Origin of the sequence: Chromobacterium piscinae, from assembly GCF_021129175.1 — a bacterium.
In the GTDB taxonomy this organism is placed as follows: Bacteria; Pseudomonadota; Gammaproteobacteria; order Burkholderiales; family Chromobacteriaceae; genus Chromobacterium; species Chromobacterium piscinae.
Window position 1 is genome coordinate 93,787 of the sequence record NZ_JAJOHV010000025.1, and the last position, 26,058, is coordinate 119,844.

The 26,058-nt window shown below is 55.2% G+C and carries 20 protein-coding genes; 13 read left to right on the forward strand and 7 right to left on the reverse strand.

Annotation, left to right across the window (positions count from 1 at the left end; translation table 11 throughout):
• Nucleotides 1-18 precede the first annotated feature (18 nt).
• The 5 genes from LQR33_RS09220 to LQR33_RS09240 all read right to left on the reverse strand — a co-directional run bounded on the left by LQR33_RS09220 (nt 19) and on the right by LQR33_RS09240 (nt 10,191).
• Nucleotides 19-5,706, reverse strand: coding sequence for a KfrB domain-containing protein (locus LQR33_RS09220; protein ID WP_231468609.1), 5,688 nt, complete (start codon nt 5,704-5,706; stop codon nt 19-21).
• Nucleotides 5,707-5,837: 131 nt separating this feature from the next.
• Nucleotides 5,838-6,149 (reverse strand): hypothetical protein, encoded by a 312-nt coding sequence (locus LQR33_RS09225; protein WP_231468611.1) that lies wholly within the window; start codon nt 6,147-6,149, stop codon nt 5,838-5,840.
• Between the two features lie 341 nt (nt 6,150-6,490).
• Nucleotides 6,491-7,444, reverse strand: coding sequence for a hypothetical protein (locus LQR33_RS09230; RefSeq protein ID WP_231468612.1), 954 nt, complete (start codon nt 7,442-7,444; stop codon nt 6,491-6,493).
• A gap of 143 nt (nt 7,445-7,587) precedes the next feature.
• A complete protein-coding gene (traI, locus tag LQR33_RS09235) occupies nt 7,588-9,876 on the reverse strand; it encodes a TraI/MobA(P) family conjugative relaxase (RefSeq protein WP_231468614.1) in 2,289 nt (762 codons plus the stop codon).
• A gap of 3 nt (nt 9,877-9,879) precedes the next feature.
• Complete coding sequence (locus LQR33_RS09240; RefSeq protein WP_231468616.1) at nt 9,880-10,191, reverse strand: plasmid mobilization protein; 312 nt, start codon at nt 10,189-10,191, stop codon at nt 9,880-9,882.
• Nucleotides 10,192-10,694: 503 nt separating this feature from the next.
• Here LQR33_RS09240 and LQR33_RS09245 point away from each other — a divergent pair.
• From LQR33_RS09245 to LQR33_RS09305, 13 genes are all read left to right on the forward strand, one after another.
• Nucleotides 10,695-11,735, forward strand: a complete 1,041-nt coding sequence (locus LQR33_RS09245; RefSeq protein WP_231468618.1) for a hypothetical protein — start codon at nt 10,695-10,697, stop codon at nt 11,733-11,735.
• Between the two features lie 13 nt (nt 11,736-11,748).
• Nucleotides 11,749-12,561: a hypothetical protein gene (locus tag LQR33_RS09250; protein ID WP_231468620.1), complete on the forward strand. Its 813-nt coding sequence runs from the start codon at nt 11,749-11,751 to the stop codon at nt 12,559-12,561.
• Between the two features lie 167 nt (nt 12,562-12,728).
• Nucleotides 12,729-12,947, forward strand: a complete 219-nt coding sequence (locus tag LQR33_RS09255; RefSeq protein WP_231468622.1) for a hypothetical protein — start codon at nt 12,729-12,731, stop codon at nt 12,945-12,947.
• 61 nt (nt 12,948-13,008) lie between these two features.
• Nucleotides 13,009-13,821 carry a protein KlaA gene (locus LQR33_RS09260; RefSeq protein ID WP_231468624.1) on the forward strand — a complete coding sequence of 271 codons (813 nt, stop codon included), beginning with the start codon at nt 13,009-13,011 and terminating at the stop codon, nt 13,819-13,821.
• A gap of 1 nt (nt 13,822) precedes the next feature.
• The gene (locus LQR33_RS09265) at nt 13,823-14,923 is read left to right on the forward strand and encodes a toxic anion resistance protein (protein WP_269326233.1); all 1,101 of its coding nucleotides are present in this window, start codon (nt 13,823-13,825) and stop codon (nt 14,921-14,923) included.
• Nucleotides 14,924-14,931: 8 nt separating this feature from the next.
• Nucleotides 14,932-16,230 carry a hypothetical protein gene (locus LQR33_RS09270; protein ID WP_231468626.1) on the forward strand — a complete coding sequence of 433 codons (1,299 nt, stop codon included), beginning with the start codon at nt 14,932-14,934 and terminating at the stop codon, nt 16,228-16,230.
• Nucleotides 16,231-16,299: 69 nt separating this feature from the next.
• Nucleotides 16,300-16,872: a hypothetical protein gene (locus LQR33_RS09275; RefSeq protein ID WP_231468628.1), complete on the forward strand. Its 573-nt coding sequence runs from the start codon at nt 16,300-16,302 to the stop codon at nt 16,870-16,872.
• Nucleotides 16,872-17,822: a hypothetical protein gene (locus LQR33_RS09280; protein WP_231468630.1), complete on the forward strand. Its 951-nt coding sequence runs from the start codon at nt 16,872-16,874 to the stop codon at nt 17,820-17,822. Before LQR33_RS09275 ends, LQR33_RS09280 begins: the two co-directional genes overlap by 1 nt.
• The gene (locus LQR33_RS09285; protein WP_231468632.1) at nt 17,812-19,761 is read left to right on the forward strand and encodes a hypothetical protein; all 1,950 of its coding nucleotides are present in this window, start codon (nt 17,812-17,814) and stop codon (nt 19,759-19,761) included. Before LQR33_RS09280 ends, LQR33_RS09285 begins: the two co-directional genes overlap by 11 nt.
• A 250-nt stretch (nt 19,762-20,011) precedes the next feature.
• Nucleotides 20,012-21,241, forward strand: coding sequence for a site-specific DNA-methyltransferase (locus LQR33_RS09290; RefSeq protein ID WP_231468634.1), 1,230 nt, complete (start codon nt 20,012-20,014; stop codon nt 21,239-21,241).
• A gap of 283 nt (nt 21,242-21,524) precedes the next feature.
• Nucleotides 21,525-22,169: a hypothetical protein gene (locus tag LQR33_RS09295; protein ID WP_231468636.1), complete on the forward strand. Its 645-nt coding sequence runs from the start codon at nt 21,525-21,527 to the stop codon at nt 22,167-22,169.
• A 30-nt stretch (nt 22,170-22,199) separates the two neighbouring features.
• Nucleotides 22,200-23,498: a hypothetical protein gene (locus LQR33_RS09300; protein WP_231468638.1), complete on the forward strand. Its 1,299-nt coding sequence runs from the start codon at nt 22,200-22,202 to the stop codon at nt 23,496-23,498.
• 80 nt (nt 23,499-23,578) lie between these two features.
• Nucleotides 23,579-24,970 carry an Eco57I restriction-modification methylase domain-containing protein gene (locus LQR33_RS09305; protein WP_231468641.1) on the forward strand — a complete coding sequence of 464 codons (1,392 nt, stop codon included), beginning with the start codon at nt 23,579-23,581 and terminating at the stop codon, nt 24,968-24,970.
• A 110-nt stretch (nt 24,971-25,080) separates the two neighbouring features.
• Here LQR33_RS09305 and LQR33_RS09310 read toward each other — a convergent pair whose 3' ends face one another.
• Complete coding sequence (locus LQR33_RS09310; protein WP_231468642.1) at nt 25,081-25,392, reverse strand: TrfB-related DNA-binding protein; 312 nt, start codon at nt 25,390-25,392, stop codon at nt 25,081-25,083.
• A gap of 15 nt (nt 25,393-25,407) precedes the next feature.
• Complete coding sequence (locus tag LQR33_RS09315; RefSeq protein WP_231468644.1) at nt 25,408-25,809, reverse strand: hypothetical protein; 402 nt, start codon at nt 25,807-25,809, stop codon at nt 25,408-25,410.
• Nucleotides 25,810-26,058 lie beyond the last annotated feature (249 nt).

Below are 26,058 nucleotides of genomic sequence, written 5' to 3' on the forward strand. Positions count from 1 at the left end.
AGAGCATCCGTAATGTGCCTACCGTGCGATTCCTCCACCCAGCTTTTCCGTTCTCACTAGCGCAATACCATGTTGGTACTTTATCTGGATTGTTCTTTGTGGACTCATAGTTTCAACATCAATGAAAGCCTTCCGAGGATGAATAACGCAATTCTCTGCACTGGTCTGCTGTACCACAAAGTGGTCAGTCATACCAACAATCCGCCCCACGTAGAGACCTGAGTGCCGATCTGGTAACTGAGGTTGTAACTCCATTTCGTTACCAATATCCATCGCTTCTTTGAATCGATCCATCGATTCATGAGCTCTAGTAAGCATACGCATGGTCGCATAGCGATCGCAGGGGAAATTTGTCACAACCTTTGCAAAGAGGGGGTCCAACTGGATCCTCTCCAACAATACCTGGTGTACCGCTTCTCCATCTCCCATTTCGAACAGCCTATCGTGCTGACGGCCGCCAAGGATTTCACCTGCACGACCTGGGTCGTGACTGGCAGCAAAGTAATCATGAACAGCCTGTTCGCCACGTTTACGGGCATCCACCGTAATCGAAGGGGCCTCCCGTTTTTCCTGCCCGAAAAGGTCATGCTTGCCCGGATCTCTCTGTGGGAACGGTTGATCGGCAGGGATGTCTTCTTGATTGTGAGCCTGCTCAGTGGACGTTTCCGGCGAGATCACAGTTTGCTGCGTAGTGTGCTCTACGCTCAATGCCAGTGCTCCCTGGTGTAAGGTGTCATCAGCATGGCTGACTGGCTTCCACTCAGACACGTAGGCCGGATCCGCTTGCATTTTCTTGAGCTCTGTCATGACATCTGCAGCATCCTTCCTCAGCATTTCGAGCTTGGCCAGCTGGGCGAAAGGTTTTTGTAGTTCCTTCTTGGCCTTGTCCAGCTCCAGTTGGTCTTGCTCTCGCTGCCGCTCGGCGTCGTCAATTCGCAAGTCCAGGCGCCCCAGGAAGTTATCCATCCGGCTGAAAAAGCCGGAAATCTTGAACTCGTCATCGGCCTTGTAGGTGAGGTTCTCGGGAGTGTGCAAGTGATGGCCATTCATAGTGAAACGCACCAGCCCGCGCTCGCAGTACACCGCGACATCAAAGCCTCGATATTTTCCAACAGGGATCATCTCCGGCTTGTCAAAAACTGCGGTGCTCTGCTGTTTGATCGCCTGCAGCATGCAGCCGCGCAACGCACCAAGTAACACATCATGTGCGTCCTTTTTGTAGGCTCTCCCATCCACCAGAAATATCTCATCCTCCTTTTCCTTAGCGGAATTGCGCTCCCGGATGGCTATCTCCATCCTGGCGTTGCTGATCGAGGTATCCGCGCGGGTGTCGGCACGCTGCAGCCAGCCTACCCGATCCTCCAGACTGTGCCGGTTACGCTTGTAGTTGGAGTAGAGTGCCTCCACCTTCTTCAAATCGGCATTGATCTGCACTTGCATGAAAATTAACGGATTTCCCGTCGCCGCCGCTTTCATTTCGGCAGCATTGGCCGCCTCGCTGGCGATATCCTCAATCACACGTTGCAGGCTGTCACCGCGGCGAAACTGTTCAATGCCGGCAGCTTTGTATTCGATGGTTTGCCACATGCGAGAGTCATATGTCTGTTTAGTCGCATAGCGGTAGATCTCGACTTCGAAGCCGTCCGGGTCCTCGTCGTAGAACATGTTGCCCTGGCGCAAAATGCGTCCTTCCCGTTGCTCCAGGTCACTCGGTCGCCACGGAGCATCGAGGTGATGCTCCGCCACCAAGCGGCGTTGCACATTGGTGCCAGCTCCCATCTTGGTGGTTGAGCCCAATATTATTCGCACGTCACCACGGTTTATCTGGTCGAACAGCTTTTGTTTTTTCGCGTCGGTATTGGCCTCGTGGATGAAGCGTATTTCTTCTGGTGGAACGCCAAGGGCAATGAGCTTGTTGCGTAAGTCGTCGTAGACGCTGAAGTTCACCGTCCCGGCAAGCAGTTCGTCCATCGAAATGGATACATCATTTTCGTCCGGTGCTTCGGGTCCGCCATCGTCTACGGATGCCGTCTGGGTAGCATCGATCGACTTGAGGTTCTTCGGCGTGCTCAGGTCGCAAAACACGAGTTGTGTTCCCTTGCGCTCGCGCCAACTATCCCAAATGTCGTAAATACGTTTGACTGCTTCGTTAACCTTGCTGCCTTCGAAGTCTGGTGCTGATGGCTCGATTAAGCGGAAGTCCAGACCGGCTTTACGCGCGTCATTCGTGATTTTCAGTGGATTGTCGAGCCTCGGGTCTTTAGGCAAATTCTCCATCCGCTGGATGATGCTGCCACGGTTCCAATTGGTGAAGAATGAGCCATCCGCACGCATCAGCGGGTTGCCATGGTCGTCTAGCGCCTTGCTCTGAATCCCCATGTATTCGGCCTGCAAGGGGGAGCGCTCAACTATCACGTTGATCGGCTTGCCTCCTTTTATCTTAGGCACAGGGAAACGTCGGCCTTGCTCAGCCGCCTGGCGGTCCAAATCCGACTTGGTGATAACGTCCGCGAACGAGCGGTACAGGCTGATGAGCTCCGGCACATTCTGGAACTTGGCAAACCGACTGTTCAGCTTGTAGTTGACGCCGGTGGCGTCCAGTTCCCAGCCAGTTACAACCTGACCGAAGGTGCTGGCCCAGGCGTCGAAATGGACGATTCCGCGACGCTTCAGCTCGTCGTACTGCAAGTAGCGCTGCACGGTATAGAGCTCAGCTATCGTGTTCGAGATCGGCGTGCCGGTGGCGAAGAAAACGCCGCGGCCGTCGTACTTGGACTGGATATACCGGGCTTTCACAAACAGGTCGAAGGCCTTGTCGGAACCTGCGAGATTGCCGAGGCCAGAGACCCGGTTCATAGTCGTGTTGATGAACAGGTTCTTGAACTCATGCGCCTCGTCGACGAATAGCCCGTCTACGCCCAGGTCCGCAAAGGTCACCGCCAGGTCTTTCTTCCCGGTCTCGGCCGCTTTTTCAAGTTTGGCCTTCATGCGGTCGCGTGACTTCTCCATTTCCTTGACCGTGATTCTGTCACCGCCTTCGCTACGGAGGCGAATGATAGAATCGGTCAAATCGTTGATCTGCTCGTGCAGGATCTCGGATAGGGTCTCGTCGGGCATGCCGATTTTCTTGAATGAGCTGTGCGCGACGATCACGGCGTCCCAGCTGCCGGTCGCGATCTTTGCAAACAGCCGCTCCCGACTTTCCTTCTTAAAGTCGCCTTTCTCGGCTACCAAGATATTAGCGGTCGGGTAGAGCTCGTAGAAAGCATCTTTCCACTGCAGCAACAGATGGTTTGGCACAACGACCATCGGCTTTTTCAACAACCCCATCCGTCGCGACTCCATCACCGCCCCGACGCAGACGATGGTTTTGCCGGCACCGACGACGTGGTCGAAGAGCGCAGTGCCTTCCTGCACGCCACGCCAGATCGCATCCTTCTGGTGCGGCCGAAGGGTGATCGCGGCCGACGACCCAGGCAGAGTCAAGTGGGATCCGTCGTAGCGTGGCGGCACATTGGTGTTGAACAGATCGTTGTAGGTGCGCGCCAGCGTTTCGCGCCGTTCTTTGTCTTCCCATACCCAGTCGAGGAAGGCCTGCTTGATTTCGTCGGCCTTCTGGTTGGCCGCTGCCGTCTTGGCCTCGTTAACGCGCATGATCGGGCCGTTGTCGTCGCGGCCGACCTGTTCCTTCACCCGGGTGGCACGTCCAGCCAGGATGTTCTCGATCAGCTCGGTGGCGGCAACATCTTCGGTTCCCCATGTCACACGCATCGTCGTCTTGTCGGGTGAAGGCCCGATTTTGGCTACCCATTTGCCGAGTGAGGGCTGATAAGAGATGTTCGTCCGCACGCCCCCCAGCAGATGCTGGACAAAGCTTGTCACGTAGCGTTCTGGGACCCACGTCGAACCGAGTTGGATACTGATATCGACTGGTTCGATTGCAGCGGGCTGGACGCGACGCAAGGCGTGGACGTTGGTCTCGTAGCTGGCGTCGCCGGCGCTTGCCTCGATCGCCTCGGCGAGCTTCTTCTTGACGTTGCCGGACAGGTACTGGGCTCCGGTCTCCCAAGTGCCCTTAGGATTACGAAAGATCAGCCCATCGAGCTCGCGCACGAGCTCGTCCTCCGGCCGGCCGGACATGCGGACCATTCGCTCCATCTCAACCCGTCCAACCTCGTTCATGCTAACAACGAGGGCGTCTTTGGCTGATTCGACCCTTGTGATTTGGCGATGCGGGTTCATCACCCGTTGCGTGAAGATGGCAGCTTTCTGTGCGCTTGAGTCACGCGGTTCGACGCCGGTCTTCCTGGCGATCTCCTTAGAGATTCCACGGTCGTAATCGCGCTCAAGCGCATGGAGTAAAGGGTATTCCGGATCCTCTGCAAAAGCCTGCTTATTGACCTGGGCGCTGATATAGCCGTGCTTCTTCACGAACCGGTCATAGACTCGATTAAGCTGGCTGCGTAACTGGTTCAATTCGGCGTCGGCGGTCCGCTCGGACTGCTCGGCCAGCATCAGTTGGCGCAGCGCTGAGCGCACCTCGATCATGCCCTTGATGCGTTCGCCGGCTTTCTCGTTACGCAGTTCGGCGTATTCGTAATTGCGCTCGTCCAGGATGTCTGGAAGGCGACGGGCAATCTTGCCGCCGGCGGTGACGAAATAAGCACCGATCTTGGTGTTGTCGGGCACCTCGACGGCTTCATCCCGGCGCGCTATGTCGATGCACGGAGCGGACTCGAGAGCGACATAAACGCCCTGCGGCAGCTTGGCGACCGCCTTGGCAAGCTCGTCCGATAGATCCTGTTCTGGCGGAGCAATAAGCGCGGCCTGACCTCCGCGATACATCGTACCGGCGAGCGCCATCTCGCCCAGCATCATGTCTGGATGGCCGATGAAATACTGATTGAGCTCGATCTCCCCTTGGCTGGCGGGATCGCGCACGATCCCGGTATTGACCCAGGACAAATCGACCTGTTGTCCTGCGATGCGCTTCTGCAGGAACACGATGTCGGTCGTAACCTCGGTCAACGCGTTCTGTTTGAATGCGGTGTTCGGCAACCGGATCGCGCCCAGCAGGTTGGCTTGCTGCGCGACGCGCTCACGCGCGATCGGGTTTTTCGCGTCCAGGAAGAAATTGCTGACGACTACGGCAACCACTCCACCAGGACGAACCTTATCAAGCGACTTGGCGATGAAATAGTTATGGATTGAGAGTTCGCTCAAGTCCTTGTGATTGGCATCGTAGACCGATTGGCTGCCGAACGGCGGGTTACCGATCGCCGCGTCGAAGTAGTCGCTGGGGATAGTGACGTCCTGGAAGCCGCGGTTGATCACCGTGGCTTTCGGATAGAGCGCTTTCGAGATCGCCGCGGTGAGCGGTTCGAGTTCTATGGCGGTGACCTTGTTCTTCGAGCGCAGCGAGTCGGGCTGCAGACCGATAAAATGGCAGATGCCGGCGGCAGGTTCCAGCACCTTGCCACCGGTAAAGCCGATTCGTTCCAATCCGTCGTAGATACCCTTGATGATCGTGTCGGAGGTGTAATGCGCGTCTTGGGTGGAGCGTCGGGCGGCTTCGTATTCTTCAGTAGTCAGCAAGGCGGCGAGTTCCTTGAACTCGCCCGCCCAATCGCTGTTGCGGTGGTCGAAGACCTGGGGCAGGCCGCCCCAGCCGACGTAACGCACCAGAATGGCCTGTTCGTCCTGCAAAGCTGGGCGGTTCTCTGCCTGCAGCTGCTTGATCAGCTTGATGGCCGCGATATTGTCGCGGTACTTGCTCTTAGCACCGCCTTGGCCAAGGTGGTCGGCCGCGGTGATGATGTAGTTGGTAGCGGCGGGGATTACCGCAGTTCGGTTTCCATCAGGTACTGCTGCAGGATCTCGTGCCTCTGCACGCCCGTTGCTTGTGCTTCCAGCGCCTCCTGCGTGGTCAGCACCTGCTGCTCCAGCTGTTGCTGCTCCAGCAACCGGCCCAGCAGGACGACTTCCCCTTGCGTTTCCAACGCCGTCAGCGCCTCCGGCGAGTTGTAGGCCCAGCGATCCAGAATCGCCCAGCCGAACTGGTTGTAGGGGGCTTTGCTCGCCGCCTGCAGAGTTTCCGGAAGCAGCACCTTTTTCGCCATCTCCAGCGGTTGTGTTTGACCCGTCAGCATGTTGCACTCCTTGTGTGATTACCGGTTGATCGTCATCGATACCCAGCCCATCGTTGAGACGAGTAATGGTATCGATGGTTTGACTGAATACAAAATCGAACGAGATTTGGTTGTCGTCCGGAATGGACTGCCGCTCTTTTCGTCTCATATGCGAACCTTGGTTGAACCATACGGATCGGCAGGAATTCCCACCGGCGTGTCACAATGGGAGCCAATCCTTGGTTCATAGGTCGCATCTATGGGTCAGGTGTTCACCCGGGGGTTGCATCGCAAGGTAAGCACCCACGTGACTAATAAATATTAAATATATGTTGCATTTGAAGTCCTCCAACTATTGTTGGTTACTGCCCAACAATTTGTTCATTTTCACTGCTGAAAATCGCCTGTGTGGCCAAGAAAGCGTCGACCATCGCCGGCGTCAAGTAGCACCCCAGGTCAGCCTCCTTGATCAATTCCTCATTTGGCATGACCATCACATGAGAGACTGGCACTACTCCAATGCTGATTGCTGGCACACTGCGGGCTGTCGATTTTCCAGTCAGCAGGGCCACCATGATGTTTCCAGGAGGAACATTGCAATGCGGCAGGTCCACCACAAGGCCGACTTGTTGCCGACCATTTGTCTTAAGCCGAACATGTTGACCCGCGCGCGGATATCCATCACGCATTTCTGCTAAGCCGCGTAGCACCCAGTCCTGCTGATAGTAGTGGTTGAACTTCATTTCCTCCAGGCTGATCTTATGGTGCCTCTTACGCTCGCCGAGCTGAATATCGTGCAACATCGCCTCCACGGCCTGCTTGACGGTCTTGCCGGGGAAGCACTTTGCAGGATCGCGCTGGATGAAATGCGAGAGGTAGCCGGTTTCCGAGATGAACATTTGCCCGACAGCCGCGGCGCGGAATTCAAAATGCCCAGTAAGTGAGGTGGAGTTGCCAGCGTAGGATACGATCGCTGGCATTCCTAGCACGTGTACAAACATCACCCCTGGTTGACCCCAGATCGGATACTCTCCATCTTTGGCTACCAAGGCTTTGCGTAGGATGGGACCAGGTCGCTGATCGCTGCTGTAGGAGCCGAAGTGCGTCCCGCCATTCAAGCGAATTACCAGGTCGTCGTAGGCCTTGATAGCTGTATGCGATGCAGTCACATCGCCGTCCAACACAGCTTCGTTGAACTGTTCCAGATAAGAACGTGCCTCTTCGATATCTTCCTTACCCACGGGAAGCGGCTTAACGTGTCGTTCCCAGTCTTCGATCTCCCACGGCTGCTTGGTCTTACTCTTTGGTTTCTTCATGGCTTCTCCCGCGCGTTCTTGGCGACGTATTGGTTTCCATGCAAGTGGTTTCCGTCTTGCCTAAGGACACGACCAGGATAGCAATATAGATTGCACAATGCAACATCAAAATGTTATGAAACTATTTTCACCAGTGAAAACGCTTACTTGCCGCGTCCTTTGCCAGATTTCTTGCCGGTACTTTGCTGCGCTGGTTGCCATGGTGCTGTGACGGCTTTCCCATCCTGATAGCGCATCTCGACCGAACCGGTCGGAAGTTCTCCCTTTAGGTTGGTCCGTGCATGCAGCACGAAAGTGGCCTTGCCAATGCGCTGCGCAATCCACTCTGCGTTGTGATGGGTAATCTCGCCCTGGTAAACACCATCGGTGGCCGCCGGCGCAACCGCCGCACCGGCAAGGGTCTCCTGGATTTGCTGAGTGATTTGTACACGAAGATCTACCGCTTTGGCCTTGGTCGGCTTCTTGGTGATAACGCGGTTCCTTTCGGAAGGTGCGCTCGCCCGTACCAACCGCTTGGGTATCTGACGCTGCTTCTGGTAGACCGCCTGCAGGCTCTGAAGCTCAGGATTGCCAACTTCCATGCCAAGTTCTGTGGCTGCCTTGACCATGCGTTGCAAAAACACCGCATCCGCCCCAGTGAGCACGATACGGTTTCCCCACTTTTCTCTTGAATGGAGTAACGCTAAACGCAGTTCTTCATCTGTTACCACTTTCCGATCGAACGTGAGCCGGTTGCCGCGATCGACAAAAAGGAGACCTCCATTTTTGTTCTGGTACTGAACGTTGCCGTTGTTAGTGACTTTCCAGCGGACGCCGCTGAGGTTCCTGAGCAGCACATCCGCCTGGTACGGCTTTATCAGGTTGGTCTGCACCGGCCGGATGGCATTTTCCTCCCGCTCATGCGCCAGCAGGGCCGCCAGCACCTTTTCAGGATCCTCGACGCCCTCCCCTGCTTCCAGCTCATCCGCGCCTTCGCGCAGCTGCCGGCGTTTTTTCCGGCCTTCTTCATAAACCATCCCGCGCAAGGCGCTGATGGCGGCCTGGTCGCCGGCCCGCGCTTCGCGCTCGACCCATTCGCGCCACGTCAACAGGTGCGGCCGCCCGAGGCGGATCTGCTCACGTCGACGGTTGGCCTCGGCGTCGATGCGCAGCTTCTCCTCCAACCGTTCAATGGTCAACAGGCTGTACCGCAGCTTGCGCTCCTGCTCGCTCAACAGGCGGTTGCTGCGCAGCGCTTCTCGGCGCTTGGCATAGCTCTGCTTCTTCTGTTGAATTTCTTTGTTCTTCCACGCCGTCACGGCCGACATGGCCCCGTCGGTGATGTCGTGCTGTGCCCTTAGAATGGAAGTCTCCGCCTGGTATCGATCGATCAACTCGGTACGCTGCTGCGCTCGCTCAAGGCGACGCATCTCACGCTTGGCCGGGTCTCGCTTAAGTTCGCGCTGAGGACGTGCGGGCCTCTCGGAAGAATCCACCTCAGTAGGAGCTTTCGGCTTCAAGGGGGCGGTATTTGGCTGGAAAGGACCCAGCTTATCTTCCAGTTGTGCTGGCTTTAACTTGCGCATTGCCTTGCTAAGTGGAACCTGCAGGAGCTCGCCCTCTTGGCTGATCGCTTCAATCTGCCAGCCGCCACCGCCGGTCTTATTCAACCGCATCCCGTGTGCGGCCAACTTCTCGTGAACCGGAGCCCAATCAGTAGCGTGTTCTACGGCTTTCGAAACCTGGTAAGCGACGATGCGCTGGCAGTAGTTGAGTAGCCCTTCCTGATCGGCCCACGCCTCAAGTTGAGCCAGCTTCTCGACATAAGGGTCATGCTCAAGCCCAGATTTTTCACGGTAGCCTTCATTTGGCACCACAAATTTGCGGCCGTCGGGAAGTTCTCGCACGACAAAAAGCCCATTGTCGTGTGTCCAGCCTTTTTCGATCTCGATATGGCGGGCCGCCTTGTGCATGTTCTTATGCAGCCACGGCAGGTGCTGCGAGCGATAAGTTTCCGGATGGACGACGCTCACCTCGATGTGGCAATGAAGGTTGTCTGTATTGGCATGAATCGCCATCAGATACTGGTGCTCATCCAGGTGAATCGCTTGTAAGACTTTGCGGCCGGCGTCGAAGATATCCTCGTAGGATGGCCGCTCGTGCTCCGGCCAACTGAGAATGAAGTGTTTGACCGGGTTATCAACACGAGTGTTTTTGGCCGCGACCGAGTAGAACTCCTTGGCTGCCGTTTCGATACTGTTCAGTTTATTGAGGCTTACTGCTACGCACTTTTCCTCGCCAGTGATGTCGCTATCATTGGTCACGTACGAGGTGAGCTGGCCAAAGCCAGGCAACTCGCGGACATCATCGTCCATTTGGACAGTGAGGTAGCGCGCCAGGTCACCAAAATCGGACTTGCCGTCATGCCGGTTGGGGGCTTCCTTGACGATCATCGGTCAAACCCTCTTGATAGCCTGCACCACTTCGATCAAGGCCGCGCGCACGTCTTCCTCAGGCAAATGTACCCGAGGATCTTGGTGAAAGAGGCGGAGAAGATCTGCGACATGCCGGAGTGCGTTGATGGCGTCGACGTCATAGCGCATATCGGTCCTGCGTCCCAATGCGCAACGTCTCATGTATTCTGAGAAGGTAAGCTGTGCCTTACCTGCCCTGTCCATAATCTCGGCCAGATCGGCTTTCGTCAGCCGAATTTCTTTCTTCGTGGTGGCGGTCGTACCCTCCGCCTTCTTCTTGAATCCGCGAGCCATATCACCCTGTTCTGTTCAATGGCCAACATTGGCCATTAGAGCGGCGGACACCCGCCGCCTCTGTTCTTTTCCCTGCCGGTGCACCGACTTCCATTCTGTTGTTCGGCATCATGCCGGGGTCTCGGGGCGGAGCCCTGAGTATCCACCAGTAGGGTGGGCTTGCGACGGGCGCGAAGCGACCTAGCAAACCACCCGGTGGCTGGACAAAACTTGTTTTGTCCGGACAACTGGCATCCTGTCCCGGATTTTGGTTTGAAAGTGCTAGTGAAATCGTAGCATGTTTGCTGTAAGTATGTTGTACATTGATTTGAGAAATTGCGAAGCAGATGGTATTTTGTTAGGAGTGAACATCATGTGAACCAGTCTGTGCGCGTTTAACACGCGCACAGTAACCCTGCCGGACTTTTCGACAGCGACGGCGTAAGCATCCTGGGGAGCTTCTTGATGTGTATTTAGTACGAACTAGCAAGTAGATGTGATGTTGTAACGTCAGGAGAAGAGGCATGTCAGATGTCGGGGAAATGAAAAAGGCTTTGAAAAGGCTTGGGTTGGTAGATAAGCAGGCAATTGAGAGCAGCCTTGAAATAGCCGCGCTGGCACTCCTGCCGGATGAATATTCGCAAAGGGATATATTTCGTGCATTGATGCCGAAATTGCATTTGATGCGTAAGCGGGGCTTCTCTTTTAGGCAGATTGCAACCTTACTCGAGCAAGCCGGCTTGAAATTGGCAATCGGTACGGTCAGAACTTACTACTACGAGTTCCTAATGGAGATGCTCGAAGAGTGTGAGTCCTACACCGAGAAGAGCAGCAAGGTGGTAAGTAGCGTATCGGCAGGCGATGCGAGCAAGCGAGGCGGAGCGCCGGCCGTCGACGAGTCAAAAGCCGTGCATAGTGCGCTGCGCAGCCAAGTTGACGATGCGGCCAAACAAAGAACGGCATCAACGGTTAGCCGGTTCGTGGGCACCGCCGCCGGGGCCTCGATGGCCCCGCCGGCGGCGGGGCCGCAGCCTGCGTTACCGCAGGCTGCGGCCGGCGAAGCCCCAGCTTCCGCTGGGACTATCCTAACCCAACCCAAAAAACCCACGCCCCCGCCCGCGGGGGCCCGCCCGGGGCCGCTCGATGCGGACCCGGGCGGCGCTGCACCGCCGCCCACCTCCCGTGTTCATCCCACGCCAGCACAACCAGGGCCCGCCCCTGCGCTGGATGCGCATGGGCGGGCAGCCGCGTCGGCTCGGTGTATCACCGAGCCGACGCCTGATCAGATTGAGGAGAGGGGTGGGCTGCCGGCGGAGGTCTACGACGCGGGGCAGCAGCTAGAACACCCGGCCATTCCAGGTTTACTGCTCGATCGCAATCAACGGTTCTTCAAGGCTCGCCTGGAATATGTGAAGGCCGATGGATCGAATGCATTCGAGTCAGGCAAGGAAATGCTGGCCCGACGCGATTGGCGGAAACCAATCCAGGCGAGCCAGGGGAGAACAAGCAAGGATTTTGTGCCGATGGATACGTCGGTTCTTGGAAGACCGAAATCGAACAACTAGACAGGAGTTCAATATGCAAACCCTAAATAACCATGAGGTCTATAAGACGCTTCGGAGCATCGCTGAAACCGCTTATCCTGAGAAATTGGCGGAAATCAGAACCTTCCGTGTTAGCATCCACGCGATTGAAAGCAACAGCAGGCATGGTGACTACAACCTGCTCACGCGGGAGATCCGCATCTTCAACCTGAGCCGCAAGACCGCTCATCTGATCAAGACCACGATCCACGAGCTATCGCACCATATAGATTGTTGTTTTTACGGCAAAACAGCGCATGACAAGCAGTTTTACACCACGTATAAGCACCTCCTGGAGGTTGCCCACAAGATGAGCGTGATCAATTTGGCCGAAACAACCGACCAAATCGACTCTCGTGATCTGGCTGCGATGGCCAAGAAGGTGGGTGCGCCCCGCTACGAAACTCAGCAGCCCAAGAGCGGTTTCCTCATCAAAGTTGACAACGCGTTTGCTATCCGTGACCAGCTCAAGGAGCATGGGTATCGCTTTTCCAGCACGGAAAAGCTTTGGATCCTTGAGGTCGCCGAAACGACGAAGGCCAAGGAAGAGACGTGGATCCTGAAGATCGCACCGGCCGGTAGTGTCCGGGTTATCGCACTGGCAGAGAACGACATTGAATCCATTTATTTTGGGATAGTTGGCAAGAAGATCCCTGCTAGTCGCAATCCGGAATTGAAGGATCTGGGCTTCAAATTCGACAAGGCCCGCGGTTGGTACAAACGTATCAAGGCTTCCGAAAAAGACGCGTTCACACGCCTTTGTGCGGATCGCTTTCAGCTTCGCCCCTCCTTCACCGGGACTCTGTAACCGGTCTACCACGCCAGGTGGATGATCGCTGCATCACCCGCCTGGTCTCCTCTCCCGCATGCGTCGCTGACGCGTAAGCCAGTTTTCACCAGTGAAAACAATCCTTGTTGAATATTCAACATTCGCGGCGTATCATCTTCCTGTTCAACATGAAAAAGGACTAAAGCATGCCTAGCGTGGATCCCCAAGCCGAGCGCCGCCGGGCGCAATTCTCCAAGTCCCAACAGAAGCGTCGTCAAGACATGCTGGATGCCGGTTTTGTACAGCTCCCCCCCCTCTGGATCAAACCGGAGACGCGACAGAAGCTAAACGAGATTAAAGAGGCATACTCGTTTTCGCATCTTGGCCAGTGCATTGATGCTCTGGCCGAGCTCCATGACGATTAGGTGTTGACTATTCAACATTGCGAAATTAAAATATCAATATGTGATTCATAGGGGCTTGCATATGACCGCCTTACAACCAGCCCTGGCACAACTTGCCATTGGCGACTTTACAGACCATGAGATCGGCCGGATCGGAAACCTTCTTGCAACAATTGACCTGAACCTCCCTGGTTTTTTCTCTCAGTTTGGCGCATCCGAAGAGTCGGCCGGCGCGTCCCTGGATGAGCTATCGAACTTGCTTGAGCAGTCTCCCGTCACCATGCTGGCCACTAAAATGGCAGAGATTGTCGCCAAGCTCTCGGATGCCGATCCTCGTAATATTTCTCGTAAGCCGAACTGGCTGGAACGCCTCACCGGGAAGTCCGTCGAGAGTAGCTTGCGTTACCAATACGCACGCAAAGAACTTGAGAGTCTATTGGAAGAGGCCGATGTCATGGCGAAACAGGTTGAGACGGTGCAAGCCAAAATCGAAGGCATGCTACGCACTCATGAGGAGGGGGTAATCCAACTGCGATGCGCGATTGCCGCCGGGCGACTGTATCTCCAACAGAACCCGAGCGCAGGGCAGCCGACGGCAGGGGAGCTCACCTTTGAAAATGTCCGCGACCGGTTCGGCCGGAAGTTGGCCAACATAGCTGCACTTCTCGCATCCCATGAGATGAGTGTGACTCAGTTGAAACTGACCCGCTCCCAATCGGTGGATCTTCTGGATCGTTTCCATGAGGTCACTCGCGTCCTGGTACCAGTCTGGCGACAGCATACCCTTGCGTTGATCAGCAGCACCAAGAGCAGTCCCGAAATCATTGCGGCCGCCAACAAGGCTCACGAAGCACTGATGGCCAGCCTAACCAATCTGAAAAACCTGGAGAAATAGCATGCAACCGCAACAGACCGAAGTGATGTTCATGCACGGCAACGGCGCTCTGACCATCCAGTTGCTTCAACAGGCCGGCTTGGCCGAGACCGATCTGCCTGAAGTGCAAACCCTGGCCCGCCAACTTGATATGGCCAACCCCCTCGCCGTCTCCGAGTTTGGCCGCGACGTTGCCGAACACACCGCGCGCTACGCCGATAGTCTGCTAGACCAAGTGCAGAGCGACGATCTGGAGGGGGCCGGATCCAAGCTTAACCAGGTCGTTGTCGCGGCGAAGTCTCTCAACCTCAATGCGCTGTCCGATCGCCGCTCGCGGATCCCGGTCATCGGTCGATTCATTGATCGGATGAAAATCACGAAGGAAAAATTTGTCAGTCAGTTTCGCACGACCAAAGATCAAATCGATACCTTGCTGCATGAGGTTGAGGACTCCCAGAAAGGGCTGGCCGAGCGCGTCGTCGGGCTGGAACAGATGTTTGTATCTGTGAAAGAGGAGCATCGCTTGTTGGGGCTGCATATCGTCGCCGGAAAGGTTCACCTGGAGAGTCAGCGAGCACGCAGCAATGAACTGCAGGCGGGCGAGATCACCCCAGCGAAATTGCAAGAAATCCAGGACATGGAAACTACGCTGGCCAATCTGGATAAGCGCATTGGCGATCTGCAGGCCTTACAGCATTCCGCACTTCAGTCGCTACCGATGATCCGGATGATTCAGGCCAACAACAATATGTTGGTCGAGAAATTTCATACCATCCGCGAGCTGACCGTACCCTCCTGGAAACGGCAGTTCATGTTGGCGCTGAGTTTGAATGAGCAGCAGAACGCCGTGCAGCTGGCCGAGAGCATTGACGACGCCACTAACGAATTCCTCCGTAGCAACGCCACTCTGCTCCGTAAGAATTCGGTGGAGACGGCCCGTTCCAACCAGCGTCTGGTAATCGATATTTCGACGTTGGAACAGGTTCAATCCACCCTCATCAGCACGGTTGAGGATGTGATCCGGATCCAGCAGGAGGGCATCAAGAACCGCAAGGACGCCGAGAATAAGATTCTAGCAATGCGAACTGACCTGCAGCACAAACTGACCAACAAAAGCGCATAGGTGAACGCATGAACGAAAGTGAAAAAATCTACGAGCTGAACGAAGAAATCAAGCGACTGGCTCAACGCAGCTACTTCAGCAGCTATGCGGGGTATGGCTCTCTGGCTATGGGTCTTATCGGTGGTGCGATTGCCTGGCTGGTTATTTCAAAGTCCGGCAATACGGATGTGCTGGCCAGTTTCAAGACTGTCCACATCCCAGAGCCGATCATGCAGGCATTGAGCAAGCTGCCCGCCGAGACCGGTGAGACTACACATACTATGGAAGATGCTGGAATCGGATCGCTACCGTTTGAGCCATCGATCGTTAAGCTTGCAGGCGTTTTTAACAGCAAGGCCTTCTTGGTTTTCGGGGTTTTTCCAATGCTTATGGTGAGTGGGCTTGCAATGCTATTTTCCGAAGATGGGTTATTGAAGGTTCTTGGTCGACTTGGGGTCACCGCCGGATTTCTAGCGGGATCTGCATTCATCCTTGTCTCCATCACGGTTCCAAGTAGCATCTCTCCGAGTTCAACGCCCCAGGAACGCATTGAGAGCGCACTCGCCGATGGTGACTGGGCCACGGCCAAGAAAGTGCTAGTTCCGCTTGCTTCCCCAATCCAGCAGGCCTACCTGCAGGCCCAAGTCGACTACCTGGAAAACAAGGCCAAAGCCTTGCAAGTCGACCTTGCCCCGCTTAAAAGCTTACCGAGCGCATCGGTAGCCTGGGCAGACAATGGTCATCTTTACGCGATGGAGCGACGCGCATTCGGGAAGCCGGTGAGCGCCGCGGCGAAGGAGCACGTGCAAGCCGCCAGCCATGAGCAGGTAGAGCGCGACAACAGTCTGACCAACGTATCCATTAGTGCAACGCTTCTGCTCCTGGTCGGTGGTGGTTTGGTCGCATTCGGCCACATGTTGCGCCAGCGCGTAAGCCGTCTAACCAACATGGCCCGCACGCTGGGGTTTTACACGGTCAAAGCCAGGATTGCCACTGACGCCTTCAAGCCGGCCGAACAGTCACAAGTGCCGCCGGCAGCTGCGTCGAACAGCACGCCTTCACCCGCTAATGCACTACCTTCCGGCTTCCAATCGGTTCATGGTGGCAACCAAGCGCACAGGGTGTGCCCGCCCTCGCCGAACAATGACAGTCCACCCGTCAACACCGACCTGTTGAGTACGGCGCTCGTCATCAATGCTTTGTCACGCGACGAGGAATCCCGCCCCAGTGCGGTGGAACTCCAATGCTCACCGGACTTCGAACCTGCGCCAGACTCTTGGTCGGTATGTGACTCAGGTGGTGATGACAGCAGCAGTAGTTGTGATTGATTTTCACTGCTGAAAATAAGCAGTCATCTGTTGCGTAATAAAGTGCAGTAATGTGTGGAAGGAAATCAAATGACTGATTGCATTGATAATGTAAAAAATGAGCGCGCGCAGACGGCCGCGGAGAAATGTCGCTTATGTGGTTGCCATCTCGATGCCAGTGAGGACGATGACCTGACGCTTGAGCTCTGCTTTTCGTGCAAATCACGGCCGGAGGCGCGCCGCCTGGGGATACCTTCGCTTGCTGCGTCACAGCAAGGGGGGCACGCGGTTCCGCAGTTGAAGTCTGCAAGAAACTTCACCCCTGCCGAGAAATCGCTGATTAGCAAGGTACATGGTTACATGCCGGTGCAGCAGCTGTTGGGCCTCCTCAATGAGAGGTTAGCCTGCGATCTTGGCCCGGATGCCATGCCCTATACCATGGATCAGCTTCACGCCGAGATCGGCAATGGCGCCGGCACTATTTCCGCCGGCAGCAACGACTGGGCGAGCCTGCGCAAGCTACTTAGCCAGGCCAAGCGCAATGGTGTGCTCGATGCCATCAACGAACAAGTCATCAATGACTTTGCCGTGGTGTTTTCTCTTAACCCCAAACAGGTGTTGGGCCTGAAGGATATCGTCCTGCAGGCTGAGGAGGATGTGTGATGAAGAGAGCCGTGATCCATCGCGATGAAATGTTCGGGGCCACGCTTAGTTTGGGTGGCGCTCCGATCGATCTGTCGGAGTACGCCACTACGGGGCTGCTGGCCGTAGCTGTTGGACCGCGCGGCAACGGGAAAACCAATGCTGGCCTGATCATGGCAGAACAATTGGCTGAGCAGGGCTGGGTCAGTGTGCTGATCGATCCGGAAAGCGAGTTGGAGTCGATGTATGGTGAAGCAGTCGACGACGCAGAGGATCTTCGCCAGCGCCTGGTGCACCGTGAGCAGGCCATCGTTGTCGTGTGTGCTCAGGATGCGACCGAGTTCATCCCTTACGGGCGTGCCATCCTCGACGTAGCCGAGGAGTACCGCAAGCCAATCTTCGTGGTGATCGATGAAGGCCAGCTGTTCAGTGCCACTAAAAAGCGGAAGGACGATATTGGGGAAGCCGCGGACATCATCAACGAGTTTGCCGGACGTGGCCGAAAACGTGCACTTGATCTATTCATCACCGCGCTACGCTACACCGGTACTCTGCACCGCTCGATCTTCAGCAACAAGAATCTGACGCTGATTGGATGCCAAGAGGATCCCACAGCCTGGGCAGCGTTGGCACCGCAATTTCGTGCATCCAAAATCGAGTTCAATGATCTGAACGCACTCGCGCCTGGAGAATTCTTTTGCTTCAGCCGGCGTGGGGTGGAAAAGGTCAAAATGCCAATGGCGGAGGCCTTAAAGCGTGTGGCTCCCAAAGCAAAAGCTGTCAAACGCACGCTCCCAACAACATTCCGCCAGTGGAACCGTGCTATGCGGGAAATCCCAACCGAACGCTTGCTGTCCCTGACGGATCCCGTCGTCAATCTGCTCGGTGCAGTAGCGGGCCTCTCTGTTCAGCAAATGCTGTCGGGCGCTTCCGCCCTCCAGGATGAACTGGAGGCACGGGATGTTGCGTGAAACGCTTCCATCCGGTATAGCCCAGGGCTGGATGCAGTTCGTCCTTGAGAACGGTTGGCGAGCTCTCGCCTATGAGATGGCGGCCATCCTCGGGCAACCCGTCGAAGAAATTGAGCGGGTGCGCCGTACTGGTGCTTGCAGACGGCTGTCGAAAAGGAAACGGTTCGCTGAGCTGTTTGCCCTTTGGCATGGGCGTCCACCCACTGACGAAGAATGGCCCACTCCGCGGAAATTGTCATCGCAGGGTACTTACGAATGGCAAGGGCCGGAGCTCGCCCTGCTGGCCAACTTGGTCGGCCAGCTCGGCTGCGTAGCGATCGCCCAGACACTCACCAACCGGTTGCGCACCATCACCGGTGACCCCAATGCAGAGCGTAATCGACATGCCGTCCAATTGTGGATCAATCGGATCGGCATGCAGAGCAAGGATGTTTTGGGTGGGCTAACGACTGCAGCTGCTGGGCGTGAAATCGGCTCGCTGGCTGTCGTTCAACAGGCGATTGTCAATAAGCAGTTGAAGTTAAGACGTGTTGGCAGGCTTCTGGTGATTCCCTATGCAGAGTGGGAGGCCTGGAAAGTAAAACGGTCATTTCCGCCTGAGGGTTACGTGCGGTTGAGTTCGCTACGTGAGGCGCTTGCTATCCGCAGCGACAAGTTGTCTGAATTCGCCCGGATGGGGCTAGTGCCAACGGCTGTCAGATGTATCCCATACGGCGTAAAGGGCCCATCGACCCAATTCGGCACCTGGTACATTGCACCTGACATGGCGACCCAACTGCTGGAGGATCGCCGCGCCGGACGCGCGATGCCATGGCACGGGAAACCGTTGATCGACAACTTGCTGACGACATTCAAGCTCTGGCAGCAACGCAAACATCCAACGACTTGTGCAACATGCCAAGATATTTGGGGAGAGCAGGGTGCACCGGAAACTTTTGATGACTATGCCGAGCGATATCCGCCGCTTGCCCACGGTGCCAAACGGCACTTGACCCGGGTATGGAACCCAGGCCTTACTCTCGAAGAGGTGGCCAGCATGACAGGGCGTAGTATTGACTATGTTGTCCAAGCAGTTGCCAATGGGGCGCTGGACGTCTCAACCGTAGGTAACATACAGCACGTTACCAGGACCAATGCCACCCGCTGGTCTGCACGCGGGTGCCCATCCGGTGAAAATGCGAAGTCATGGATATCCCTCGAAACCGCCTCCAAGAAATACCTGTTCACGCTCTCCGAATTGCGGAAATACATCGAGTCGGAACAACTGACCTCTAAGGTGGGTACTGCCGGCGCGGCACGTGGCGTAGTGTACGTTTCGAAAAACCAGTGTGGCCTATTGCGTGAAAAAATTGGCTTTACCGAAGCTCAAGCCGCACGGAAGGTTGGGGTGACGATACCGGAACTGCGAGTGTTGCTCGAGGGCGTGAATTGGCGCAAAGCAGAGGGCATTCCTCTGGTGACCGTCCAGGCAGTGATCAAGCGGCGTGAATCGAGTGAGGGTTATGAGCTCGACGTCGCTGCAAATCTCCTTGGAACGACTTTACAGTGGATAGAGGCTCGCATAGCGGATGGCACCATCAAAGTGTCCAAGGCTCCGTGGGACGAAACACGGCTCTACATCACCGATCCGATGATGGAACGCCTGCGTAAGGCCTTGCACACTCCCATGCGTGAGCGGCTTTCCGATGATTGGCTCCGCTTGAGTGATGCAGCGCACGAAGCGGGCGTGACGACCGCCACCATACTCAAATGGGCCAATAATGCGGAGCTTGATCGCAGAAAAGCCAGCAACGGTTGGCGGTATCAGCGCCAGGCAGTACGCGCCCGGGCCCGCCTCTACTGGCTAACCGTACGGTTCCATCGTGCAACACCTCCGGATTGGCTGCAGGCCGAATCGACTCAACATTCCGTCTCGGTAAGGCCGACCAAGCCGAATTAGATTGGCATCTACATTCAACTCAGGCGAGTTGCTGCCGTTGGGTTGTCACACTAAGAGATAGCGCCATGCAAAAGGTCACGTATTAACTGTGCACCTGAGGTAGTCATGAGGGCGCATTTGACTGTGACTTAACTTTTTATCGCACATGTTGAATATTCAACACAATATGCCATATACTATATGCACAATGAACATTGCCTGGAGCATTCTGTGATCACTCGACAACTTCAAATACTGGACGGGGTTTGTGATGAACCAGGTTGATCTATTTTCCCTCGTCGCCAAAGCGTATTCGGATATACCCGATGCACAACTCGACAACGAGTCACTATACCAGTGCGTCGTTTCAGAAGCGGGACTTTCGCCGGCGGCGCTAGAAACCAAGGTCGCAATTGGCCGCGATCAAGCAAAGCACTCCCTTCTAAAACGGAAGATCAGATGGCATCAGCAAACACTCAAGCATCTGGGGATCATCGAGCGCGTCGACGGCCAACGTGGCATCTGGAAGCTCTCCGAATCGGCCGGTAAGAAACTTCATCGTGCCGCGGACGGAGTGAAGTTGGTTGCGTTTTCGACCAACCTTGGCGTTGCCATTTGGGGATCCTGCTTTGATGTCTTCACTGGCTTGAACGAGCCGATCACGCTTTGTGTGACCTCTCCTCCCTATCCTTTGCAGCAACCTCGTGCTTATGGCAACCCATCTGAAGCGGAATACGTTGATTTTGTCTGCCGAGCTTTAGAGCCCATCGTCAAACAGTTAGCACCTGGCGGATCGGTCTGTCTAAATGTGAGCAACGACATATTCATCAAGGGCACTCCCGCCCGGTCGCTGTATCGAGAACGTCTTGTCTTGGCTCTTTGCGATCGGCTTGGCCTAGTCAAAATGGATGAATTGATCTGGCACAACCCGAGCAAACCTCCAGGTCCAGTTCAATGGGCAAGTATTCAGCGGATGCAACTGAATGTTTCTTGGGAACCTATCTACTGGTTTACAAACGATCCGTTGCGCATCCGCTCCGATAACCGGAGAGTGCTAGAGAAGCACACCGCGCGGCAGTTGCAATTGATCGCCCAAGGCGGTGAACAACGAGAAGATGAATTCTGCGATGGTGCTTACCGAATCCGCAGAGGCTCTTTTGGAAACGCAACAGCAGGAAAAATCCCGAAAAACGTCCTGACTCGTGGCCACCAATGCCGGGACAGCGCGCTATATCGCGAGCATGCGGAACGGTTGGATCTGCCGGTGCACGGTGCAGCTCAACCACTGTCAATTCCCGAATTTCTGATCCGTTTTCTCTCGGAACCTGGGGATCTGATCGTAGATCCGTTTGGTGGCACAGTTAAAACGGGGATGGCCGCGGAACAGCTTAGCAGGAGGTGGATAGTAGTCGAATGGATGCTCCAGTACATACGGGGTGCTGCAGAGCGCTTTCGGATCTATCCAGGATTCGAACTGCACCCAGCAATGCTCGGGGTGTAGGCAAATTTTTCACTGGTGAAAAAAAGAGAGAGCAAATGTCTATCGCCACTTGTATCGGTTGTGGTTGCGATGATTACCACGCATGCGAAGATGAGAATGCTGGCAGCCCCTGTTATTGGCTTGTCGTAGATTACGTTCTGGGACTAGGTGTGTGTTCGTGTTGCACGCAGGAACTGGAACGCTGGAACTCCAGCAATCTAAAACTTGCGGTGAAGGTCGAGTCAGCAGAACATGCATCTGAACGCGGTCACCACGACTAGGAGGCCATAACGGGAACCATCGAATGCCTTTCTTATTTCTTGTCCTTTTTGCAATGTACGCCCATATGATCACGGTCCTACGCGCTATCCAGTCCAGCACGAAAGTCCGGCTTCTGGGGTTGGTTCATCTGTTTTCGTCACTCATTGCTGCCTATGCCGTTCTGTTCGGCTTCGGTTTGTTCGACGATCCGAAGCGGGGAATCAGCCTGACTTCAACCAACTGGAGCGTGCCGCTATTTTTCGCTTTTGGCGTACTTACCTTGGCGCTGTTCGGCTACAAGATCTTCTCCACAATCAGAACAATGAAGGCAGAACAGTATTCAGGTGGTGTCAGGTTTGGCTTACTCATATGGGTCACTATGGCCGGTTTATATATCACGGGAACCGTCTTCGATCACTGGTGGTTCTTTCGGGACCCGCAGCATGCCGGCGTGGCCGCGGTGAAAGCGATGGGGGTGACCGACGTGCCCTGCGATGGATTCGTCTTGGTCAGAATTGATAAGCACACAGCCTATTACCGCTGTCCTGAGATCGTATTCGGCAGTGCCATGCGGTCCTGGCCGTTTTCTCCATGGCCGAGCTACCAGGCAGGCGAAAGTACAAAACTAAAGTATGCCATCGAACAACTGCAAGAAGATGCCCGGACCAATAGCAGAATTGAGCGTTAGAAATTTTAAAATTAAACTGGGGGTAATAGCATGTCTCACAACAAAGTATTCTTTTACGGCAAAGTGATTGCCGCCAACCTAGGGGTTTATGCTCTGTCCATCCTTGGGTTAGCCTATTTTCGCCACATCGATTGGACGTTGACCGATCTTGCTATCAGTTTCACCACCTTTACCGGTGGTACGGTCATTGGTCTCATCTCATTACGCAAACGATGGCTTCCCCGACCGGTACTTTGGTTAATCGACAAGATGGAGCAGTCGTCAGCTAGAGAGCTCCTGCGTAGGTTAATGCACTTGGTTCTACATTACCCCATCCTTAGTTTCGGGCTGCTGGCGATGACCGCCCTGGCGAATAATGCGCCGGCGGTTGAATCTTTGCCTCATACGGCGCAAACCGTCTATAACACGGCATTTATACTGGGCACAGGCTGGATTGGGTTCAGGTGGATCTATTGCGTCATCAACAGCCTCCACTCAAACGCACATTATGGTGAGCCCCCTAAAACCAATCCTTTTGCCGATAGCGTTCAGTTCTTGGAGCAGTATGTCTTGCTATCGCTCTGCCTAATGGGAGTAAGGTTTCTTGGTGTAGAAATGGCGGACCTGCTCGTTAAAGCGCAAGGCAACCTCGAATATGTGTTTTCTTTGATCGCCGCTTACCTAATAGTCAATGCAGCATTAGCTCTCGCCCCATCCCGTAGCTACTACTCAGCCCCACAAGACCATGGTATGGAATATGCCGCTTACGGAATGGCCATAAAGCCACGCATGCGGCAGCCGCAAGATATTTACAGGACGAGCGTCCATGAAGCCGGACACTTGCTCATGTACGCAGCTCTCCCTCAATTGCCAGACGATTTGTCTGTACAGGTAAAAGAGGTGCTGGGCCTGGGCGATGACTTCCGAGGTCGGGTCTTCCATTCAGATATCGCTCCTGAGTCTTGGTCGGAAAGCCATTTGCATTGGATGATGCTGTTACACCTAGCCGGCGCGGAGGCAGAATTCACGGTGTTTGGCGAACGGGCGGATGGGGCCAGTGAAGACAATCAGCATTGGATCACAGCCGCTACGATGTTCCTGGCTTCCGGATTCGGTGAGGTGTTTTTCCAAGCTCCTATCTCCGACGAGAAATTAGCCCACAACCGTGTGGTGTTGAATGACTTGAAGGCCAAGCATGTGGCCGAGGTTCAGGAATTCTTGGCAGCCAATAAGGAGCTACTCGAGGAGCTAGCCGGCGCGATCGCACAACAGAAAAACATGGATCGAAGCCTGATTGAGCCTTACTTGGCTCGCGCAAGGATGACGGTACACCCCGTGAAGGTGGCGTAATTGCCAACCTTATTTGACGCATACGCAGACCTAGTCGATACCGACGGCGCGCCGCAGCCATGAGCCAGGGAGAAAATAAGATGAATCGTGAAAATCTCGTATTGCTTCCCGACCCGAGAGCCGACGCAATCCATGTGCTGCACGCGGCCACCGCTATCTATACGGCCGAGCCAGTTGTAAATCAGTTATTGGAATTGTTGCAATGGCCCCAGCAGGCAAATCAGCTCATCGACCCAAGCTGCGGCGACGGCATGTTTCTCGTGCGAGCGCTGGAGCGCTTGCTAGCCGTTGTCGACGTGCACGATGACCAGGCGCTGCTACGCATACAGGGGTGGGAAATCCACCCGCAAGCGTGTGCGGAGGCCCGACAGCGCATCACAACGCGGCTAGTCCTTGCCGGCCGATCAGCGACAGATGCTGCGCAGATGGCACTAGCCATGGTTCACAACAGAGATTTTCTCACCGAAAGTCCGACGACTCCTTCTTGGGATATTGTGGCAGGCAATCCACCTTATCTACGCTGGCTAAACGTGCCTCAGCTGCTACGCGACGAATATCGGAGCGTTGTGCCTGGTTATGCGGCAATGGATCTCCTGTACAGCTTCTTGGACCGGTGTACGCGCGTTCTCCGTCTTGGCGGGCGTATCGGGTTTGTCACGGCCGATCGCTGGCTGATAAACGACCAGGCGGCCAACCTGCGTGAACGTCTGGGCCAGGTGGTATCCATCAGCCATCTGGAACGGCTCGATGCAAAGACCGCATTCTATCGGCCAAAGCAACGGCATGCCGGCACGCCCCCGCGGGTGCATCCAGTTGCAGTGGTATTGGCAAGTAGTGCTCAGCAGACGACGCAACCGCTTACGCGCCAGGCGATCTACCCGGGCGTTGATGCGCGACGCTACGCGGGCCTTCCTACCTTGGGCTCGATCGCGCGCGTCAAACTGGCTCCCTGGCTAGGCACCGCAGGCGTTTTTCTTGTGGATGCCGTTACAGCAGCGACACTGCCGGCCGAGCACTTAGTGCCAGTTGTGGATGCGAGCGACCTTGAGAACGGACAAGTAAGAGCTGCGAGTCGCTATGCGATTCGAACGAAACCAGGCGTACAGCCTCCGATCGCCATTCAACAGCATCTGCAAAGGGAGATGTCGCGCATGTCCAATCGAGGGAAACGGACCAGTCCATGGATGCCGCCAGAGAGCTTCCATCACTGGGATCTGGACCGTCCTAGCTTACTCGTTCCGCGTATCGCCAAGTCCCCTCAGCCATATCGGATCGAAGCCGGCAGACTTCCGATTGGACACAATCTCTCGATCGTTTGTGAGACGAAGACAGAGCTGGAATGCGTCGAGGGGGCTTTGCATCACCCATTGGCAACATCGTGGATCCACGACCATGCACCACGGTTGGAGGACGGTTACTTCAGCCTTACTGCACCGCTGCTGCGACGCCTACCTCTTGTTATTCCGGACTGAGCTCGGTAGTGAGGTTAGAGGGTTTTCCACAGAAGCTGTTTATAACCCTGTGAATAGGAAAGGCCGATGGCTTCTCGTGAGAGATACCATCGGCCTTATGACTGGAATGGTTATTTTTTAATCAATTTTCGAGCTTCCTCTTCCATTTGCCGAACCTGATTGACTTGGTCAGGCGGTAAGCAGACAGTAATTATTTGCCAACCCGCCGGTCGTTGAACCTCGGCTTGGAATTTGATCCAAATTCGACCAATGATCTGGCACATGGCTTTATCGGTGATGCCGATTTCCTTCGCTACCACACGCTGGATTCGTCCATCTACCATGCATGCATAAGCCGCTTCCATGTTGCGCGCTTTCATTTTGGGAAATAGTGCTTTAACCTGGGAAAACTCCGCTTCGGTAAGCCTCTTTTTCGTTTTCACTGGTGAAAATCCCCCTCATTCCGAGAGAAAGTGGATTTGCAGTGCCTGGCCATGCGGTGTACCGATGTAATTGGCCACCAAACGAATTCGCTCCGCATGACTGCTGCGGCCACTGCGCGGAACACGCATATGCGAAAAATAGACCGTGGTGGTCCCGGCCCCGCGTGCGGCACGACGTAACTGCAGCAGTAGATCCTGCAGACGCGTCAAGCTATCCAGATCCACTCCGTGTTCTGCGCTGTCACGACCGGTCCACTCGACCGCATCCTTCCAGACCTCGTCATCAATGAAATAATGGCCAGACAGACCAAGGCGCGCGGCATCGAAACTCACGTCTCGACCTTGACCTTGGATGACAAAGCTAGAAGTGAAGATTGGGCCTGCGGCCTTGCGATCGAGAAGGGTATTCAGCAACATGGTAACTCTCCATATAGAGTTAACGGATGCCAGTCGCCGCTGGTATACTTGGCCTCAGACGGCTGGCGCCATATCGCCACTCCCGTTAGAGGCCTGTCGCAGTAGCAGCTGCGATGGGCCTCGCCTTTTGGAGTGGCGTTCAATTTATAATAAATACTATATTGCCCAATGTAAAGACCAAAACTTTACGTCCAATCCCGTGTTTGACGTCCTTTGCGTAAAAGCTGCATAACAATGTTGTGCAGAACG